Genomic DNA, 19513 nt, shown 5'->3' on the forward strand with positions numbered 1-19513 from the left:
GGCACTCCCGATTCGATCCGTCAGCCTGTGCTCCATTTCGCCACCGACCGCCGCTCGAACACCTCGCGGAACTGGCTTGTGGATTTTGGAAGCAGGGCGCCCGTGCCCCAGTCGAGGATCACGGCATGCTGGCGGATCACGTCGAGCGCGCCGATCGTGCCGCTGCGGTAATTCTCCGCCACGATCTCAGGATCGAGCCGCACATTGGCGACACGCTCGGCCCTGATCTTGGCGCGAAGCGCTGCGGTCGCGGCCTTGTCCACCTCATAGTCGCACAGCTCGGCATCGACGGTGCGCACGACCACGCCATAATCCTTGGCAGCGCGTTCGACCGAGACGTAGTCGTCCTTGATATCTTCGATCACGAGGGCCGGGTCGCGTTCGAGCGGATCGCCGAATCCGCCACCGCCGGCTGTCGGGCGCGAGAAAATATCGCCTTCGCCGATCGGGACATCGGAGAAGATCGAGCCGAGCCGCTCTTCGCCTTTGCCGCCGGCACGCGTCAATGTCAGCCCGTGCGGCATGGACGGCAGGCCACCCTCGATGCCCCACACCACGGCGCGCTCGCGGTCGCAGATGTAGGAAATCACGGTCTTCTCGGCCTGGAGCATGCGGGAAGTTTTCACGACACCGGCGCCGCCCCGCCATTTGCCCGGACCGGGCGAGTCCTTGAGGATCTCGCATTCGGTGGTCAGGATCGGATTGGCGCGCTCCTGGCCTTCGACGGGTTGCGACATCAGGCCGGTGCCGAAGCAAGCCGTCGTGACATTGCTGCCGTCCTTGCCGTTGCGTCCGCCCCAGCCGCCGGGTAGCCAGTCATAGAACATGAAGATGGGCTTGTCGGAACTGCGGGCGTCGAGCCCGCCGGTGAGCAGATATTCGAGATTGAAGGCGCAGGCGAGCGCGCGCTCCGGCATCAGTTTCGACCACATCTCGTAGATCGAGTTCATGATCTTCTCGAACGGCATCAGGAATCCGGTGACCGCGATCGGCCATTTGGCATCGACGATCGAGTCTTCCGGCGCGATGATTTCGAAGCAGCGGTAGAAGCCCGAATTGAGCGGAAGGTCCGGGAAGAAGGTTTTCATGCCGGCTGCGACGGCGGAGAAGGTCGTGCCGAAGGCGGAGTTGTAGATCGAGCCGATGGTCGGATGGCTGCCGGTAAAGTCGTAGATGGCGCGGTCGCCCTTGATCGTCAGCTTGATGCGGATCGGAATCATGCCCTCGCTGCCGGCGGGATCGCGGTCGATGAAGTCCACCGTCTCCCACTCGCCATCAGGCAGGGCCGCGATGCGCTGGCGCACCGAACGTTCGACATAGTCCTGCACGGCAGCAAGGCCGGTCTCGACCGTGTCGCGACCGTACTTGTTGACGAGGCGCAGGATCTCACGTTCGCAGACCTGGGTGGCCTGGGACTGCGCCTGGATGTCGCCGATGATCGACGCCGGATCGCGGGTGTTGGAGGCGATCAGATGTGCGACGTCCTTGCAGAAGCGGCCCTTGTCGAACAGGCGGATCGGCGTGATGCGCAGGCCTTCGCGGAACATTTCGCGCGCGGCGACATCGAACGATCCCGGCACGCTGCCGCCGACGTCGGACCAATGGCCGTTCGACTGGCTGAAGGCGATGATCTTGCCGTCGGCGAAGATCGGCCGGATCAGGCGCACGTCCGGGAAGTGCGTGCCGCCGGCGTAGGGGTCGTTGATGGCGAAGACGTCGCCCTCATGCATGTCCCCGTCGAAGAAACGCATGACGTCCTTGCAGGTGAAATGCAGCGTGCCGACATGGACGGCGATGTCCTGATTGCCCTGTGCGGCGCATTCGCCCTTGGCGTCGTGCAGGGCACTGGAGAAATCGCGGTTGTAGATGACGAAGGAGTAGCAGGTCCGCAGCACCTGCTCGCCCATCTGGTCGACACTGGTGATGAAGGAGTTCTTGAGAACCTCGAAGGTCACGGGGTCGAGCGGGAGATCTCCGGCCATGGTTCACTCCTTCACGCGGATGATGATGTTGAGATATTTGTCGACTTCGGCGCTGGCGCCTGGCGGCACGACGGTCGTCGCGTCGACCTGCTCGACGATCGCGGGGCCTTGAAAGGAGAAGCCGCAGGGCAGGTCGTCGCGCTCGTAGACGGGCGTGTCCAACCCGTTGCCTTCGAACCACACCCTGCGGCGGCCAACCGGCTCAGGGATCACACCGGTCGGTTCGTGGACGGCGAACTCCGCCTTGGGGACGACGCCCACCGCCTTGAGATTGAGACGGAAGAAGCTGACCGGGGCGCTGTCACGGCGAAAATTGTATTCGCGCTGATGCTCGGAATGGAAGCTCTGGACGAGGTCGGTGATTGCGCCGATCGGACTGGGCGCGTGGACCGCGAGCGAGCGCCACTGACCGCGATACATCATGTCGATGGAGCGCTGGAGCACGATATCCTGTGACGCGATGCCTTCATGGGTGAGCCGGGCAAGCGCATCCTTCTCCAACGCCGCGAACTGCGCCTCGATGTCGGCGGCATCGGCCTCGTCGGCGCCGACCATGCAGCTCTGCGAGAAATCGTGCTGCATGTCGACCAGCAGACAGCCGAGCGCCGAGGTCACGCCGGGATTGGGCGGCACGATCACGACCGGGATCGCCAGTTCGCGCGCGACATCGACCCCGTGCAGCGCACCGGCGCCGCCGAAGGCCACCAGGGCAAAGTCGCGTGGATCGTAGCCGCGGCTGATTGAGATTAGCCGCACCGCGTCCGACATGTTGGCGTTGGCAACCTTGACAATCGCGTCGGCAGCTTCGTGCAATCCGAGACCGAACGGCTTTGCGACGCCGTCCTCGACCGCCTGGCGTGCCAGTGCGGGGTCCAGCTTTACCTTGCCGCCCGCCAGATTGGTGCCGAGCCGGCCCAGGGTGACGTTGGCGTCCGTGTTGGTCGGTTGCGTGTTGCCGTTGCTGTAGCAGGCCGGGCCCGGAAAGGCGCCGGCCGATTGCGGGCCGTTGCGCAGGGAGCCGGCCGCGTCGGTCCAGGCCAGCGATCCGCCGCCGGCACCGATGGTGAGGACCTCGATGGACGCGAAGCGGATCGGATAGCCGAACTCGATGTACCAGTCCTTGGTGATGCGCGACTGCCCTTCATAGGCCAGCGACACGTCGGTCGAGGTGCCGCCCATGTCGAGGCCGATCGAATTGGGAAAGCCGCAGAGGCCGGCGATGTAGCGGCTGGCGATGGCACCGGCGGCGATTCCGGAACCAGCTAGGCGCGCGGCGAAGTCCTTGACGCTGGCCGGCGTCATGACGCCGCCACCGGTGTGCAGCAGCAGGAGATCGCGGGTATAGCCTTCGTCGGCGAGACGTTCGCCGAGCCGGCTCGTATAACTGACGACGACCGGACTGACGACGGCATTGGCGACCGTGGTCGAGAACCGCTCGTGCTCGAAGATTTCAGGGAGCACCTGCGAGGAGATCGAGACTGGAATGTCGGGCATTTCCTCGATGAGGATGTCGCGCATGGCCCGCTCGTTCGCCCCGTTGAGATAGGCATTCATGAAGCAGACTGCGATCGCGGCAACGCCGCGGCGCTTGAGAATGCGCGCGACGTTGCGTGCGGCCTCGACATCGAGCGGCTCGATCACGATGCCGCCGGCATCGACGCGCTCGGGCACGGTCAGGCGGTCGCGCCGCGGAACGTAAGGCTTGACGACATCCTTGTAGGTATCCCAGAGGTCTTCCTTGTTGGCGCGCCGGATCTCGATGACGTCGCGAAACCCCTTGGTCGTGACCACGGCGGTGCGGGGCAAGCGGCGCGTGATCAGTGCGTTGGTCGCAACTGTCGTGCCATGAGAGAACAGCGCCACCCCGGCAAGATCGACACCGGCCTTGGACACGCCGCCCATGATCCCGTCGATCGGATCGGGGGTTGACGCCGTCTTCTCGATGCGGATGAGGCCGGTTGTTTCGTCCATGATGCAGATGTCGGTAAAGGTGCCGCCGACGTCGACGGCCACACGAAGGTTCTGCACCATGCGACTTCCTCATCGAATTGCGTTTCGCCGATCATAGGCAGATCGGTGGCGGCAGTTCTTGACGCTGAGCGCAGGAAGATTTGTGCGAGAGAGCACCAACGGCCGATCCGCCAGGAGGGCTGCCGGATGCCTAAGGATCGGTCAGGTCGCGGCGCACGGATGCGCTGTCAGGGAAGGGCGATGCGTGCCGCGGCGCGGGCTTCGCTCGGGGTGCAGCCGAACCGGCGGCGGTAGTTCCGGCTGAACTGCGCCTGGTCTCCGAAACCCCATTGGTAGGCGATTTCCGAGATGCTCTTGCGGCAGCCGGGATCACGCAGCATGGCGTCGGACATCGACAGGCGTTGGTTCCTGATATGGGCGCAAACGGTGATGCCTTCTCCCTCAAATATCTGGTGCAGATATCTAAGCGAGATGCCACAGCCGTCCGCGACCATTTGCGGGGTGAGCCGCATGTCGGCAAGGCGTGAGCGAATGAACTGTTCGCAGCGATGGAGGTGGCCGTTGCGAACGGAGGAGGAATGCCCGACCAGCACGCGGTCGTCGGACTCGATCACCATCGCCAGGAGATCGATGAGATGCTTGCCCATCACGGTGCGGGCCGCATCGTCCATGTCCGCGATGCGTTCGCCGGCAAGCCGCAGCGTGTCGACGAAAAGCGCGCCCACGCTGCGGCTGGCGTCGAATTGCAGCGTCGCAAGGCGTTCGGGGCGCGATATCCGGGCGCGCAGGACGGCGCTCGGCACTTTCAGCACCCATAGCGCTGCCGGATCCTGATGGCTGAATTCGTAGGGCAGATGGCTTCGCTCGATCACGAAGGCGCCCGGCCGGCAGCGCACGTCCTTGCCGTCCTGCTCAAAACGGATCTCGGCGAGCTCAGGGACCGTAATGAGGAAGCATTCTTCGCGCTCGTTCACGAGGTGCTGCTCGCGGCGCCTGTAGAGCAGGCCATTCGAGACATTGCGGGATACCGAGAGCGGACCCATGGACCAGGCGCCCAGGCTCGCGTGGAAGTCGCGGCCGCCGGGAAAGACAAGCTCGAGTGGGAAGTAGGTTTTGGAGACAACGTCCTGCCAGAAATGCCGCCGACTTTGCGAGGGAACATTGCTGGTCGCGTAAGTGGCCTGCATGCCGCACTCCGTCCCTGCCGTCGCCCGTTCGGGCCCTATGCTCTGTCATCGCGCCGGCCGCCGTGATCACCCAAGCTTGGCGAGGACGACTTGACGGCGTCAAATCGAATTAAGCGGGCACCGATATCTCAGATTTCGATGGCCTCGTCCGATCGTTGCCGGTGGTCGGTGCCGACCGGAGGACGCGCCGGGCCGACGCCCGCCACGGCAAAGCGCATGAAGTCGCGATACGCCTTCGCGGCCTCGGAAAATTGGCTGTCACGGCGCCAGGCCAGTCCGACGTCCATGCTGGGCACCTCGTTCTCGATGACGCGCGTCTCGATCCGCTGGCCCTCGAGCGACCAGGGCCGGTAGACGAGGTCGGACAGGATGGTGATGCCCATTCCGCCCGCAACCATGGACCGGACGGCTTCGACGGAGGAGGTGCGGAAGATCGTTCGTGGTTCGAGCGACAACGCGTTCCAGTAGCGCATCGACGTGTGCTTGGCCTCGTCGACGGTGAGCATGACGTAAGGGTAGGTTGCGATCTCAGCGAGATGGACCCGCTCGGCGCGCGTTAGTGGATGATCAGGAGCAAGCCACAACCGGCGCGGCGAGCGCAACAACGTCTCGCTCGCAAGCATGGCATTATTGTGCAGGTTCGAGACCAGCATGACGGCGAGATCGAGCGCACCGTCAACGACGGCGCGTTCAAGCACGTCGCGCGGCGCCTCGTACAGCTCGACCGTGATCCCGGGAAAGCTCGCCTGGAAACGCATCTGATGGCGCGGCAGAAAATAACCGGAAACGGTATAGGTGACGCCGATGCGCACCGTTCCGAATAGCGGACCGGCGGACATGTGCGTCCCGCGGACGGCTTCGGCGACGGAAGCAAGGATCTGGCGCCCCTGCGACAGGAACCGGTTGCCCTCCATGGTGACCGTCACGCCGGTCTGGGTGCGTTCCAGCAGGCGGGCGCAGACTGTGGCTTCGAGTTGCTGGATCGCGGCGGTGACCGCGGATTGCGAGACATTCAGGTCGATGGCCGCCTGGCTGATGCGTCCAGTTTCGGCTGCGGCGACGAAATAGCGGATTTGTTTCAGAGAAACGGACATCGCGGTCGATCCGATATTCTGATTTTGCTTAAACTCAGGAGCGGTCGAGCAAGGCTTCTCGGCGCAGAGGTTTTCACTGCAACTCTCGTGCCCAACGGCGCACTGGCAAGTGGAAGAACAGAATTAGTGGAAAGTTGGGCGGTCAGAGCGACCAGGCGCCGTCGCATCGGCGCCTGGCAGTCGGGTATACAGCCAGATACCGCACGCCCCTTCAGTGCCAGAGCTGCAGGGCGGCTATGTCAAAGCGCTGCGAAGCTTGCCCAGCAACTCGGCCCGGCTCTTGCGCGCCGCAAGAGCCTCATCCATTCCGACCTTTACGAATTTCACCGGAGTGTTGGGCTGGAGCTGGCCGATCAAATCCATGTCCGCTGCGATGACCGTGCCGACCATGAAATAGCCGCCGCCTGAGACCGCGTCACGATGCAGCACGATCGGCTCGGTGCCGCCGGGGACCTGGATCGAACCATAGGGATAGCAGGCATCGGTGATGTTGGACGGATCGGAACCCGCGCCGAAAGGCGGCTCGCGCGGCACGAATTCGAGCGGCTTGCCGCCCTTGAAGCGATAGCCGATCCGGTCAGCTTCCGGCGCGACCTTCCAGGTGTCGCCGAAAAACCCGACGCCGGCCGTCTCGGTGATGCGATGCCAGTAGAGCCCGGGCATCACGCGCAGTTCCGTCGGCATCGCCGCCGGCAGGCCGCGCAGCTCCTTCGCGACGGTGCGGCCGTCCTTGACGGGCAGACTGGCCTTGCCGATGGGAAGTTCGTCACCGGCTTCGAGCTTCCGGCCCTTGAAGCCGCCGAGCGCGCCGAGCGCATAGGTGGAGCGAGAGCCCAGGACGAGCGGCACGTCGATGCCGCCGGCGATTGCAATATAGCCGCGCGCGCCCTGCTTGAGGAAATCGAAGGAGAGTTTTTGGCCGCGCTTCACCTTGAAGCTCGTCCAGGTCTCGCGCGGCTCGCCATCGAGCTTTGGCGGCAGCTCGGCGCCGGTGACTGCGATCAGGGCGTCCTCGGTGAATTCGAGCTCCGGCCCCATGAAGACGGCCTCGAGGACGGCTGCGCCCTCCTCGTTGCCCACGAGCAGGTTTGCAGCGGCGAGCGCGTGACGATCCATGCCGCCGGAGAGCGGGATGCCGATGTGATAGTAGCCGGGACGCCCCAGATCCTGCACGGTGGTGGCAAGGCCGGGCTTCAAGACTCTAATTGCCATGGAGAACCCCCTCGAGCTTGCGATTATAGGCGTCGATGTCGTTGTTGAACTCGGTCAGCGAGAATGAGACATCGCGGATGATAGGCGCGAAACGGCCCGCATCGACATCGGCGACCGCAGCGTCATAGGCCGGCCGGTCGATCGGTTTCCATTTCACGATGTCGCCCGGCTTGAACAGGCACATGAAGTCGCGCAGATAGCTGATCTTCTGGTTAGGGTCGTAGATCGGCATCGGCGTGATGCCGAACATCTGATAGCCGCCGGCGCCGCGTACCGAATAGATGCAGCTGAAGCATCCGCCGTGCCCGACGGTGAGTTTTGGCGTGTCCGTGCGCGGACGCAGATATTTCGGCGCCTGGATCTGCCGCTGGCGCTCCACCATCTGGTACAGGAACGGCAGGCCGGCGACGAAGCCGACCATCGAGACGAACCACGGCGCGCTGGAGTGCGCCTTGATGAAGGCGTCGACTCCGTCGAGACCGTTGATCCGCGCAGCGTATTCGAGATCGGTGCCGTTCGGATCCTGATGGCGCTCACGGAAGCGCATCAAGGTCTCGTGCGTCCAGGGATCATTGTAAAGAACGGGGATTTCGATGATCCGCGTCTTGATGACCGGTGCGGATGTTTCAGATGCGGAATCCAGCTGTTTCAGCTCGGCAAGCAGGTCATCGGGCTTGATCCGGTCCGGATCGAACTTGACCTGATAGGATGCGTTGGCCGGGCAGATCTCGGTCACGCCCTTGATCTTGGCGTCGCGGACCGCATTGGTGACGAAGAGGCCCTTGAAGAAGGCCTCCAGCGACATGGACTCGGCGACTTCGGCGAAGATGTGCTCGTCGCCGCCGTAGGAAAATCGGGTTTGCATGACTAGCGGCCTCCTGTTGCTGACGGGGCGGGTTCTCTCGCGGTCATTGTGCGACCTTGGCGGTCGGTGACGGCGTCGCGGTGCCGAGCGACGAAGCATGGGTTTCCAGCCATGGCTCAAGCCAGGCTGTATGAAAGCGCGCGGCCATGACGTCGGGATCGCGCGCGAGCGCCTGATGCAGGGGCTTTGTGGTCGCAAGGCCCTCGACGCGGAGCTCCGCAAGGGCGCGCTCGAGCCGCCGGATCGCACTCGGTCTATCCTTGTCGTGCACGATCAGCTTGCCGAGCAGGCTGTCGTAGAACGGCGGCACCGTGTAGCCCTGGTAGAGCATGCTGTCGAAGCGCACGCCTTCGCCTTCGGGCACACTGAGTGCGCTGATAGTGCCGGGGCTCGGCATAAAACCCTTCGCCGGATCCTCGGCGTTGATGCGGACCTCGATCGAATGACCGCGAACGCGAATCTGCTCCTGGCGGATGCGCAGCGGCTCGCCGCCGGCAATCCGGATCATCTCGCACACGAGGTCGATGCCGGTGATCATCTCCGTCACGGGATGCTCGACCTGGATGCGCGTGTTCATCTCCAGGAAGTAGAATTCGTGACTGCGGTCGTCATAGAGATATTCGAGGGTTCCGGCACCGCGATAGTCGACGGCCTTGGCAAGCGCAACGGCAGACGAGCACAGTCTGTCACGAACCGCCGGCGTCAGCGAAGGCGAGGGGGCTTCCTCCCAGACCTTCTGGCGGCGTCGTTGCAGCGAGCACTCGCGCTCGAAACAATGGATGACATCGCGCCCGTCGCCGAGGATCTGCACCTCGATGTGCCGCGCGCCTTCGATCAGCTTCTCGACATAGAGCCCGCCATCGCCGAAAGCGGCGAGCGCTTCTGCCTGCGCCTGCGGCATCAGATGATGGAATTCCTCGGCCGAACGCGCGATGCGGATGCCGCGTCCGCCGCCGCCGGCGGCGGCCTTGATCATCACGGGAAAGCCGGTTGTCTCGACCAGAGCGAAAGCTGCGTCGGCAGATTCCAGGCGTCCGGCGCTGCCGGGGACGGTCGGCACGCCGGCCGCGGCCGCAGCCTCGCGAGCCGCAACCTTGTCACCCATCAGCCGGATCGATTGCGCCGTCGGGCCGACAAAGACCAGTCCCGCCGCCTCGACGGCGGCGGCGAACTCGGCGTTCTCGGCCAGGAAGCCGTAGCCGGGATGGATGGCGTCGGCGCCGGTCGTACGCGCAGCAGCGAGGATCGTCGTCTGGTTGAGATACGACTTTGAAGCCTGCGGCGGGCCGATCTCGATCGACTCGTCAGCGAGCCGGACAGCAAGCGAGTCCTTGTCGGCCTTGCTGTAGACCTGGACGGTCGCAATGCCGAGTTCGCGCGCCGCACGAATGATGCGGACGGCGATCTCGCCGCGATTGGCTATGAGGAGCTTGTGAATGGTCATGGACGCTTGAAAGCTCTCAAACGTCGATTTCGGCGATCGGCTGGCCGGCCATCACCGGTTCCTCGTTCTCGGCCAGGAAACGCAGGATCTTGCCTGCCGCGCCGGCCTTCACTTCGTTGAATGACTTCATCACTTCGATGAGCCCGATCGTGTCGTTCTCCGTGATCGCGTCTCCATCGGTCTTGTAGTCCGGCTTGTCGGGTGCGGGTTTGCGATAGAATATGCCCGGTAGCGGCGAGAAGATCTGCTGTGTTGCCATGGGGTTCTCCTGGTGGATCGTCTTTTCCGGCCTTCCGCCTCACCGCGCGGTGAGATAGGGGCGGACGGCCTCGCGAACGGCGTGCGCGATTGCAACCGCATTGGGCGTGTCGGAGTGGATGCAGATCGAGTCGGCTCCGACCAGGACGTCGTTGCCGGCCACCGAGCGGGTCTTGCCTTCATTCACGGCTCGTGTGCATCGCGATGCCGCATCGGCCGGATCCTTGGCCTCGTGCTCGCGCGTGATGATGAGACTGCCGTCGGCATTGTAGTCGAGGTCGGCGTAGTATTCGGCGACGAAGGTGTGGCCGCGCCGCTCGTAGACCATCTGATGCAGCGTGCCCTTCATGCCGAGCAGCGGTACCTTGTAGACATCGGCGGCGTCCGCGACGGCCTCCGCGATGTTCTCGTTGCGCGCGGCCATGCCATAGAGGGCGCCGTGCGGCTTGATGTGATTGAGCGGCAGGCCTTCGGCATCCAGGAATGCCTTGAGCGCGCCGATCTGATAGAGCAGGCAGTTCGTCAGCTCCTCGCGGTCGATCTTCATCTCGCGCCGTCCGAAACCCTGCAAGTCCGGCAGTGACGGATGGGCGCCGACCTTGACGCCGAATTGCTTGGCGAGCTGCACCGTCTTGCGCATGTGGTTGAAGTCGGATGCATGGAAGCCGCAAGCCACGTTGGCGACATCGATGTGGGGCATCAACCCCTTGTCGTCGCCCATCTTGTAGAGGCCATAGGCCTCGCCCATGTCGCAATTAATCACGACCATTCTCCTGTTTCCTCTCAACGGCTTGCGTTCGATCCAAGGGGGACGGCAGCCCGCAGGTGCGACAGGCACCGCGGGCGGCGCGTGGCCGGTTTACTTCGAGACCAGATAGTCGACCGGGATCTTCTCCGAAATCGTCCACTGATCGACCATCTTCGGCTTGCCGCCCTCGGTGTCGATGATCAGGTAACGGCCCTGGTTCTGATGGTGGATGTCCTTGTTGAAGGTGCGCGGTCCGAACAGCGTGGCCTCGTTGTTCATCTTTTCCAGCTCGGCGACGACGGCCGGGGCGTCGGTGGTCTTGGCGCGTTCGACCGCCTTGGCCCAGACTTCGATCAGGACATAGCCGGGATAGACGTACTGGCTGGAGGGATCGCCGCCGGTCACGTCCTTGTACTTCTTGTTGAACTCGTTAACCTTCGGATTGGGATCGTCGCCGTAGATCGAGCCTTGCACCGGAACGTAGAAGTTCGACAGGTCAGGAATGGCGTTCAGCCAGTAGCTGCCGTCCATGCTGGAGCCGTTGAGGATCATCGATTTGATGCCGGCGGCCCGGATCTGCTTGATGGCCGAGACCGCGCCCGGCATCATCGTGCAGACCATGATGGCGTCGGGCTCCTTCGGCAGGCTCTTGATGCGCGTGATCTGGGACGCGATCGAGGCGTCGTCATTCTTGAACGTGTCGCTTCCGGCCAGCTTGGCGTCCTTCAGCTTCGGCATCATCCAGTCGAAACCGTCGCAGATACCCTTGTTGTAGACGGTCCAGCTGTCGAGCAGCCGGTAGAAGCTGCGGGCATTCTTCTTGTTGTAGGCCCATTCCGCCATGGTCGCGCCTTGCACAGCGGCCAGCACGGAGGCGGAGAACGAGTAGGGACCGACGCCGGGGATGCCGGCTTTGATCGATTCGGCGCAAAGGAAGAACGAGACCTTGCCGGCCGCTTGCGCCTGGAGCGCCGCCGGCGCGCCGAAGTCGTAGTCGCAGGAAACGATCACGAGGTCGGCGCCCTGGTCGAGGACGGCGAGGCCGGCCTTGGCGCCTTCAGCCTGATCGGTCTTGGTGTCGGCGAAGACGGCCTTGATTTTCTTGCCGAGCAGGCCGCCCGCCTTGTTGATCTCGTCGATGCGGATCATGGCCGCATCCTGTGCCGGCTTGTCATAGGCCTGCATGAAGCCTGAAGCCGCGGTCGCAAATCCGATGACGATCTCGTCGGCCGCTTTGGCCGGTGTGAGCCAGAGTGCGGCCACTCCGGTCAGGACGCCCAGTATTCTCGCAAGACGCATAACCATTCCTCCAGTTGTGCAGTGAAATTCAGCTCAGTTCCTTCGCCGTCCGCACGGGGCGTGACCATCGTCGCAGCACCGGCCATCCGCGCCAGGAGAACTCCCGGTTGCGAGTGAGGCCGGTCGGCAGATACATCAGGATGACGATGGTGATGATGCCGATCGCGATCTCCTGGATCCCGTTGGGCAGTGCGACCTTGAGTGCGCCAAGGCTGATGCCCTTTTCGAGGTTGCGGAACAGCTCGATCAGCACCGAGATCGCGACGACGCCGGTGACGGCACCGCTGAGGCTGTACATGCCGCCGACGACCAGCATCGACAGTGTGATGAACGTCGTGCGCAGGTAAAAGGCGCCGGGATTGACGATGCTGAGGAAGTGCGCATAGAGCGCGCCGGCGATGCCGATGATGAAGGCGCTGACCACGAACGCGATCAGCCGTTCGCGGACAATGTCGATTCCCGAGGCGCTGGCGGCGACGGACTCGTCGCGCGTGGCGCGAAGCGCGAGCCCGGAGCGGGAAATCGCGTACAGGTATGCGATCACGATCGCAACCGCCGCACCCAGCCAGCCGATCCAGACGTTCATGGTCGGCGGTATGCCGACGATCGAACCCTGTCCGCCCGTGACCGAATCCCAGTTCGAATAGACGTTGTTGATGACGCCAAGCAGTCCGAAGGTCGCGATCGAGGCCGCAATCCCCGACAGGCGCATGATCACGCGTCCGACGACGAGCGCGAACAAGGCCGCGAAAATCCCTGAGATCGGTGTGGCCACCCACATCGGCAGTTGCGTATGCAGCAGCCAGGCGGGCAGTCCCTTGAGCGTGATCGATTTCATCACGGGCGGAATCGCGAGCCAGGCGGTCATGTAAGCGCCGAGGCACATGAAGCTGATGTGCCCGAACGACAGCAGGCCGGAATTGCCGACGAAGACGTAGAGGCCGACGACCACCATGATGTTGATGAACATCTCGACCGCAGTTCGGTTGAACGCACGGCTGCCGAATTGATAGCTTAGAGCGGCCATGACGAGCAGCACGACGATCAGGATGATCGGTGTCAGGATCGTTCGCCGGATGACAGACGGCCGCTTTGGCATCGATCAGACCCTCTGCTTGGCGGATTTCGGTGCGAACAGGCCTTGCGGCCGCACCAGCAGGACGACGATCACCGCGCCATAGACGAAGGCGTCACGGAAGACGCGCGCGTCGTGCGGCAATGTTGCCTGGAAGACGACGCTGGCGGCGCCGATGATGAAGCCGCCGGCGACAGCGCCGGGCACACTGCCGAGACCGCCGATCACGGTGGCGATGAAGGCGATCAGCATCACATTGGCGCCCATGTTGATGTCGGCCGTGCCTGAGATGGTGGCCAGGATTAATCCGATTGCCGCGGCCAGCATGCCGCTGATGGCAAAGGCCAGCAGGATGACGCCGTTGGCACGGACTCCGAGCATGCGCGCCATGGTGAAGTTTTCGGCGGCCGCGCGCATTTCGAGGCCATAGCGCGTGCGCTTGAGGAACAGCACGAGCACGGCGAGCGCGGCCAGCGTGATGACGATGGTCACGACTTGCAGCATCGGGATATGGGCGCCGAGAAATTCCACCGGCAGGCCGAGGCTTGGCCACAGGGTGATCGATTTCGGGCGGCTCGAATAGAAGGTCAGCAGGACGTGGCGGATGACGAATCCGAGAGCGAAGGAGGCGATCATCATCGTTGCCGGATTGGCGTTGCGGAAACGGCGGAACACGACGATCTCCGACAGGATCGAGAGTGCCGCGCCGATCATGAGCAAGAGCGGAATCAGGAGATAGAACGGCAGCATGCCGGCAAAGACCACCGCTGTTGCGTTGACCGACGGCCACAGCATTGCGAACACACAGAAGGCGATGAAGTCGCCATGGGCGAAGTTGACGAGCCGCATGACGCCGAAGATCAGCGCGATACCGAGCGCGCCCAGGGCATAGAGACTGCCGAGGCTCAGTGCGTCGAAGATGATCTGCAGGACCGCGGTCATTCTCAGTGATCTCCGAAGCCGAAATAGGCCTGCTTCAGGCGCTCGTCCTTGATCATGTCGGCGGCTGCGCCCTCGAGGACGATGCGCCCGCCGCGGATCAGGATCATGCGTCCGCCGGCCATCATGGCGCGCGTCGAGCTCTGCTCGACGATCAGCAGCGTCAGCTTGCGCTGCGCCCGCAGCCGCACCAGGATCTCGTAGACCTGATCGATGATCTTGGGTGCAAGTCCGAGCGACGGCTCGTCGATCGCCATGATGCGCGGAGCCGTCATCAACGCGCGACCGATGACGAGCATCTGCTGCTGGCCGCCCGAGAGCATGCCGGCCGCCGTGTGTCGGCGATCGGCCAGCATCGGGAATTCGGCGTAGACCGACTCGAGGTCGCCGGCGATCTTGTGCCTGTCGGCTCGCATGCCGGTGCCGACCTTGAGATTCTCCTCGATGCTCAGTGCGCCGAAGACGTTGCGTCCTTCCGGCACCAGCGAGAATCCGCGGCGCGCGATGTCCTCCGGCGCGGCGCCCGTCACTTTCGCGCCGTCCATGGTGATGGAGCCCGATCCCACCGGTACGACCCCGGCGAGCGCGTTCAGCAGCGTCGACTTTCCTGCGCCGTTGGGGCCTGTCACGAAGAGAACCTCACCCTCGGCGACCTCTAGCGTGACGCCGCGCAGGGCTGTCAGGCGTCCGTAGCTGACGGTGATGTCGTCGACGGCGAGCAGCGTCATGATGCGGCGCCCATCTCGGTCGCGAGCGCCGGAATCACGTCGTCGCGCTGCGTGCCCATGTAGGCGTGCCGGACCGCGTCGCTGTCGCGGATCTGCGCAGGCGCGCCGACTTCGATGATCTCGCCGGAATCGAGCACGAAGATGCGCTCGCAGAGTTCAAGCACGAGGCCAATGTTGTGCTCGATCAGCAGCACGCCGACGCCGAGTTCGCCGGCGATCCGCCTGATGATGACGGCCAGATCGTGGCTTTCATGCTCGGACATGCCGGCCGCGGGCTCGTCCAGCAGCAGATAGCGCGGCGTGCACATGATGGCGCGGCCGATAGCGACGCGGCGTTCGTCGGTATAGGGCAGGGCGCCTGCGATCGTGCTGCCGAGGTGCGATATGCCGAGCCAGGTCAGCACGCGCTCGGCCTCCGTGATCGCCTCGCGCCGGGTCTGACCGAGACCCACGCCTGTAACCTCTAGATTGTCCACAACCGGCAGATCGCGGAAAAGTCGTCCGGACTGGAACGTGCGCGCGACGCCCTTGCGTCGCAGCTTGTGGGCCGCGATGCCGTTGAGGACCTCGCCTTCCAGCTCGACGGTCCCCGTGCCGACCGGCTGAAACCCCGTCAGCACATTAATAAGTGTCGTTTTCCCGGCGCCGTTGGGGCCGATCAGTCCGGTGATGCGTCCCCGCGGAACCGTGAGCGTGACTTTTGACAGCGCCTTCAAGCCTTCGAACTGGACGCTGACGTCGCGAGCGCCCAACTCCAAACCACCGGAAGCCATCTCAACGCCTTCTCACTCGCCGCCCATCACAAACGGAGTTTTGCGTTGCGGCAGACGCTTGTAAAATTCGAAATATCGTTCGCCGATATCGGAAATTGTGATGATGCTGACGTTCCCAGGATTCTTTCCCGGCTGGGCAGCGCCGGTCATGGCGCTCTGGAGCCGCGGAACAGCAAGACTGGAGCGAGGGCAAAACTGGAACGAAATCAAAACAAGCGACTTGGTCGCGTCACGCGCGACCATCAAAGCGCTTGCAGGAATCGCTCTCCCATCGCGACGGTTGCATCGGTGTAGTCCGTTCCCAGCCGTCGTGCGGTCTCGGTGTCCGAATGCGAGGCGATCCAGGCAGTCAGCAGCATGCGCCGGAGCATCACGAAAATGGGCAGCATGAGCTCGTCTTCGCGCGAAACCGACGCGATCGCGCGATATCCGTCGAGCCATGATGCCTGGAGTTCAGCCACCACGGGCTCGTGCTCCATGAAGCTGACGGCGGCGGCAAAGTCGTAGAAGAACCAGGAGAAGCCGCAATCGTCGAAGTCGATGACGCCGAGACGCGCACCGTCGACGAGAAGATTGGCCGGCCGCAGATCGGCGTGGATCAGACCGAATCGGTCGTGAGTGTTTCCGTAGCTATCGAGACGCTGCTTGAGTGTGTCGGCGACCCTCTGCAGCAATTGTCGGCCATCGTCGCGAAGACCGAGGCCGGCCCGCCAATCGCCCCACAACGGTCGTGTGCCCAACATTGCATCAAAATCCCAGATCTTGCGCTGAAAGTCCGGCGGCCGCTTCCATCGGCGGCTATGCGCATGAAGCCTGGCACAGATCGCACCGAGCTTGCCGAACCAGGCAACGAGATCGTCCGATGGATCGGGCTCCTTGCCGCTGAGAAACTCGAATGCCGCAACCTGTCGCCGCGAGCCGTTCAAGACGATCGGACATAGCGCCCGGCTCTCACGATCGGCGACCGGGCGAGGCGTGACGACAATATCCTCCGCTATCAGCGCATTGATCCAGGCGAGCTCGGACCTGATCTCGGCCGACGTGTGGTAGCCGATCCGTTGCACGCGCAGCACAAGCCTCCGTCCAGATGCCGCATCCTGTGCCAGGAATGTCGTGTTCTCGGAATGGCTGAGGAAGGAGACCGTCGATTGTGACGAGAGACCCCAGAGCGGCAATGCCGCGCCAAGCTCGGTCTGCATGCTTTCGATCAAGCTCGGAGTCATCATGAGAGCCGGCCGGCCGTCCCGGAAGTGGCATCGAGGAGATCAAGAAGGCTCGACACGATGCGATCGGGGACGACGCCCGCGGCCGCGTTGAACGGCACGTCGCTGGCGAGCAAGATGGAGCGCAGGCCGGCGGCGTTGCCCGCCGCGATATCGGTCGCGACCTGGTCGCCGATCATGATCGTTTCGTGCTTGGCGGTGCCGAGATGCGCAAGCGCCTGCTCGATCAGGAACGGATGTGGCTTGCCGACGACGATCGGCTTCGCACTTGGTACTGCAGCGACCACCGCCGCCGTCAGCACGCCGACGCAAGGGTCATATCCATCGTGCACGGGCGTGAGGACGTCGGGATTGGTCGCAATGATCGCTGCTCCCGCCAGTGCGGCCCGTATGGCCGTTCGCAGCTTGGCGTAGTCGAGCATCGAATCGAAGCCGAGCACCACGACTTCCGGGTCCACAGAGGTCAGATCATAGCCGGCTGCCTCAATGGCCGCGAGTAACGGCTGTTCGCCGATCGCAAAGACCGGTGTGCCTTGCGGCCAGCGTCTTGCGAGCAGGGCCGTCGCCGCCGAGATGGTATTGAAGACCTGCCGTGAGTTTGCCGGAATGCCGATGCTGGTCAGCTTCGTCACAAATTGCGCGGCAGATTTCGTCGAGTTGTTGGTGACGAACGCATACGGCAGGCCCTGGTCGTGCCAGGCGCGGAACGCTCTTACCGAGCTTGGGATCGCGGCATCTCCTCGATAGGCCACGCCGTCGAGGTCCGAGATGATGCCGCGAACGGTCGGGAACGTCTGTGTTTTCAAGGCAGGGATTCCGCTCATTTCGAAAGGCGAAAATTATAGGCTCACCGTCTCCGAACCGCTGTTCCGAGCGTCCATCATTCCTGTCCTGCACAGTGGAGAGGCGCGGATGCCTCGGAGTTGGGCGCTGCGCTCCGGGCGATCAGGAGTCGCCGCGCGCAATCGTCGCATCCGGGAGTGTCAGCAACGGAATCGTGGAGCAGCAGGAATCGGGCAAGCGCGGCCTTTGGTCTACGCTTTGCAGGTTGAGGACGTTGCGCGAGACGATCGAAACGGCTGAGGCCCCGCGCCCTCGGCAGCAGTTTCAACGTTGCCAAAATCATCGAGGGATAGGACATGATCAACCGTAGAGACGTGATGTTAGGAGGGCTTGCCGGTGCCGCAGCGTTCGGCTTCGGACGGGTCAACCCGGACTTCCTAGTAAATTCAGCTTTTGCGGCCGAAGGCAAGGCGCTGCGTTTTCTCGGCGCCGAGGCGCTGTCCGGCAATTGGGATCCGACCACGCACACCAATCTTGGCCAGCTCATCGTCGAGGGGTTTGTGTTTGGCTATCTGACGCGGGCGCCGATGAAGCCGGACAAGCCGGACGAGCTGATCTTCGAATTGGCGGAGTCGATGACGCCGATCGATGCTTCCACGATGGAAGTCAAGCTTCGGAAGGGCATCAAGTTTCACGACGGCACGCCGTTTACGGCAGCCGACGTCAAGGCGACCTATGAATATGGCTGCCTGCCCGATCGACCGGCGCAGTGGTATCCGGGCCTCGTCACCGTTGACGTCGTCGACGACTTCACCTGCCGCATCAACACCAAGGCACACGGTTATCCGGCGGCGCTCTACTATTATCTTTCCTCGTTCCTGCCGATCATGTCCGCCAAGGACGTCGCCAACAAGGCGCAGTTGTCGGCTCGCATGAACGGCACCGGGCCGTACAAATATGTCGAGCAGAAGGGCGACACCACCGTTCTCGCCGCCAACGCCGACTTCTTCCTCGGCGCACCCAAGATTCCTGGCGTCGAATATCATTTCGTCGGCGACACCACGACCCGGACGCTGTCGTTGCTGAATGGCTCGGCGGACATCATCGAGCGGCTGGAGCAGGAGCAGGTCGATACGATTTCCAAGGATGCCCGCTTCAACATCCACAAGGCGGTGTCGGTCGAGAACAAATATCTGTTCTTCCGCTGCTCCAAGAAGCCGTTCGACGATCCCCGCGTTCGTCTCGCGGCGTGCCATTCAATCGACCGCAAGCAGGTTCTTGAAATTCTCGGCGTCTCCGGAACCTACTCCAAGGCGCATATCTCGCCGGTGAAGTTCGGCTATACGGAGGTCGCCGAGTATCCGGAATTCGATCCAGCCAAGGCCCAGAAGCTGCTGGCGGAAGCCGGCTTCCCGAAGGGCCAGGGCCTGCCCGAACTCACCTATTACACCTCGGTGGGCTTCTATCCGAAGACCAAGGAATATGCCGAGCTGATCACCGGCATGCTCCAGGAACAGGGTTTCAAGGTCAATCTTCAGACCCTCGAAGTCGCGGCCTGGGGCAATTTGCTCTATGACAAGCCGGGCGGCGGCGAAGGCAACATGATCGACTGCGGCTGGTGCACGGGTTCGCCCGAGCCGGATCTGGTGCTGCGCACCCACTTCCATTCCTCATCCAAGCGCATCACCGGCATCGTCGACAAGGACATCGACGCGGTGCTCGACAAGGAGCGCAACGCCACCTCTATCGAAGAGCGCAAGAAGATCCTCCAGACCGAGACGCTGCCGACCATCGCCAAAAAGGCGCCGGCACTGGCGTTGTTCACCTCGGTCTTCATCCACGCCTACAGCAAGAAGCTCGACGGCCTCTACATCTACCCGAACGGCATGCAGGACATGACCAAGGCCACACTGGCATGATGATTGCTCCGAT

General features: G+C 63.3%; 18 protein-coding genes. 1 reads left to right on the plus strand and 17 read right to left on the minus strand.

Going from position 1 to position 19513, the window contains the following annotated elements; genetic code table 11:
* Window positions 1-20: 20 nt before the first annotated feature.
* The 17 genes from RX330_RS08075 to RX330_RS08155 form a co-directional block, all read right to left on the minus strand.
* Complete coding sequence (locus tag RX330_RS08075; RefSeq protein WP_317242649.1) at window positions 21-1982, minus strand: hydantoinase B/oxoprolinase family protein; 1962 nt, start codon at window positions 1980-1982, stop codon at window positions 21-23.
* Window positions 1983-1985: 3 nt separating this feature from the next.
* Complete coding sequence (locus RX330_RS08080) at window positions 1986-4010, minus strand: hydantoinase/oxoprolinase family protein (RefSeq protein WP_212092127.1); 2025 nt, start codon at window positions 4008-4010, stop codon at window positions 1986-1988.
* A 170-nt stretch (window positions 4011-4180) separates the two neighbouring features.
* Window positions 4181-5140: a helix-turn-helix domain-containing protein gene (locus RX330_RS08085; RefSeq protein WP_317242650.1), complete on the minus strand. Its 960-nt coding sequence runs from the start codon at window positions 5138-5140 to the stop codon at window positions 4181-4183.
* Window positions 5141-5268: 128 nt separating this feature from the next.
* Window positions 5269-6234, minus strand: coding sequence for a LysR family transcriptional regulator (locus RX330_RS08090; RefSeq protein WP_212091799.1), 966 nt, complete (start codon window positions 6232-6234; stop codon window positions 5269-5271).
* A 234-nt stretch (window positions 6235-6468) separates the two neighbouring features.
* A complete protein-coding gene (locus tag RX330_RS08095) occupies window positions 6469-7446 on the minus strand; it encodes a biotin-dependent carboxyltransferase family protein (RefSeq protein ID WP_317242651.1) in 978 nt (325 codons plus the stop codon).
* Window positions 7436-8311, minus strand: coding sequence for a 5-oxoprolinase subunit B family protein (locus RX330_RS08100; RefSeq protein WP_212091803.1), 876 nt, complete (start codon window positions 8309-8311; stop codon window positions 7436-7438). The genes RX330_RS08095 and RX330_RS08100 overlap by 11 nt, the downstream gene beginning before the upstream one ends.
* A 43-nt stretch (window positions 8312-8354) precedes the next feature.
* Window positions 8355-9755 carry an acetyl-CoA carboxylase biotin carboxylase subunit gene (locus RX330_RS08105; RefSeq protein ID WP_317242652.1) on the minus strand — a complete coding sequence of 467 codons (1401 nt, stop codon included), beginning with the start codon at window positions 9753-9755 and terminating at the stop codon, window positions 8355-8357.
* Between the two features lie 16 nt (window positions 9756-9771).
* Window positions 9772-10014: an acetyl-CoA carboxylase gene (locus RX330_RS08110; protein WP_212091807.1), complete on the minus strand. Its 243-nt coding sequence runs from the start codon at window positions 10012-10014 to the stop codon at window positions 9772-9774.
* 39 nt (window positions 10015-10053) lie between these two features.
* Window positions 10054-10782, minus strand: a complete 729-nt coding sequence (locus RX330_RS08115) for a LamB/YcsF family protein (RefSeq protein ID WP_212091809.1) — start codon at window positions 10780-10782, stop codon at window positions 10054-10056.
* Window positions 10783-10872: 90 nt separating this feature from the next.
* The gene (locus RX330_RS08120) at window positions 10873-12060 is read right to left on the minus strand and encodes an ABC transporter substrate-binding protein (protein WP_249153697.1); all 1188 of its coding nucleotides are present in this window, start codon (window positions 12058-12060) and stop codon (window positions 10873-10875) included.
* Window positions 12061-12088: 28 nt separating this feature from the next.
* Window positions 12089-13159 carry a branched-chain amino acid ABC transporter permease gene (locus RX330_RS08125; protein ID WP_317242653.1) on the minus strand — a complete coding sequence of 357 codons (1071 nt, stop codon included), beginning with the start codon at window positions 13157-13159 and terminating at the stop codon, window positions 12089-12091.
* Window positions 13160-13162: 3 nt separating this feature from the next.
* Window positions 13163-14077 (minus strand): branched-chain amino acid ABC transporter permease, encoded by a 915-nt coding sequence (locus RX330_RS08130; protein ID WP_212091815.1) that lies wholly within the window; start codon window positions 14075-14077, stop codon window positions 13163-13165.
* Window positions 14078-14079: 2 nt separating this feature from the next.
* Window positions 14080-14802 (minus strand): ABC transporter ATP-binding protein, encoded by a 723-nt coding sequence (locus RX330_RS08135; RefSeq protein WP_212091817.1) that lies wholly within the window; start codon window positions 14800-14802, stop codon window positions 14080-14082.
* Entirely contained in the window at window positions 14799-15575 is a 777-nt protein-coding gene (locus RX330_RS08140) for an ABC transporter ATP-binding protein (protein WP_317242654.1), read from the minus strand. The genes RX330_RS08135 and RX330_RS08140 overlap by 4 nt, the downstream gene beginning before the upstream one ends.
* A 12-nt stretch (window positions 15576-15587) precedes the next feature.
* Complete coding sequence (locus tag RX330_RS08145; RefSeq protein WP_317242655.1) at window positions 15588-15818, minus strand: hypothetical protein; 231 nt, start codon at window positions 15816-15818, stop codon at window positions 15588-15590.
* Window positions 15818-16774, minus strand: a complete 957-nt coding sequence (locus RX330_RS08150; RefSeq protein WP_249153699.1) for a phosphotransferase enzyme family protein — start codon at window positions 16772-16774, stop codon at window positions 15818-15820. The genes RX330_RS08145 and RX330_RS08150 overlap by 1 nt, the downstream gene beginning before the upstream one ends.
* Window positions 16775-16797: 23 nt before the next feature.
* The gene (locus RX330_RS08155) at window positions 16798-17604 is read right to left on the minus strand and encodes an HAD-IIA family hydrolase (protein ID WP_317242656.1); all 807 of its coding nucleotides are present in this window, start codon (window positions 17602-17604) and stop codon (window positions 16798-16800) included.
* 333 nt (window positions 17605-17937) lie between these two features.
* On the opposite strand from RX330_RS08155, the gene RX330_RS08160 reads away from it, so the two are divergent.
* A complete protein-coding gene (locus RX330_RS08160; RefSeq protein WP_317242657.1) occupies window positions 17938-19500 on the plus strand; it encodes an ABC transporter substrate-binding protein in 1563 nt (520 codons plus the stop codon).
* Window positions 19501-19513: the final 13 nt, after the last annotated feature.

It is taken from the genome of Bradyrhizobium sp. NDS-1, assembly GCF_032918005.1.
GTDB classification, from domain to species: domain Bacteria; phylum Pseudomonadota; class Alphaproteobacteria; order Rhizobiales; family Xanthobacteraceae; genus Bradyrhizobium; species Bradyrhizobium tunisiense.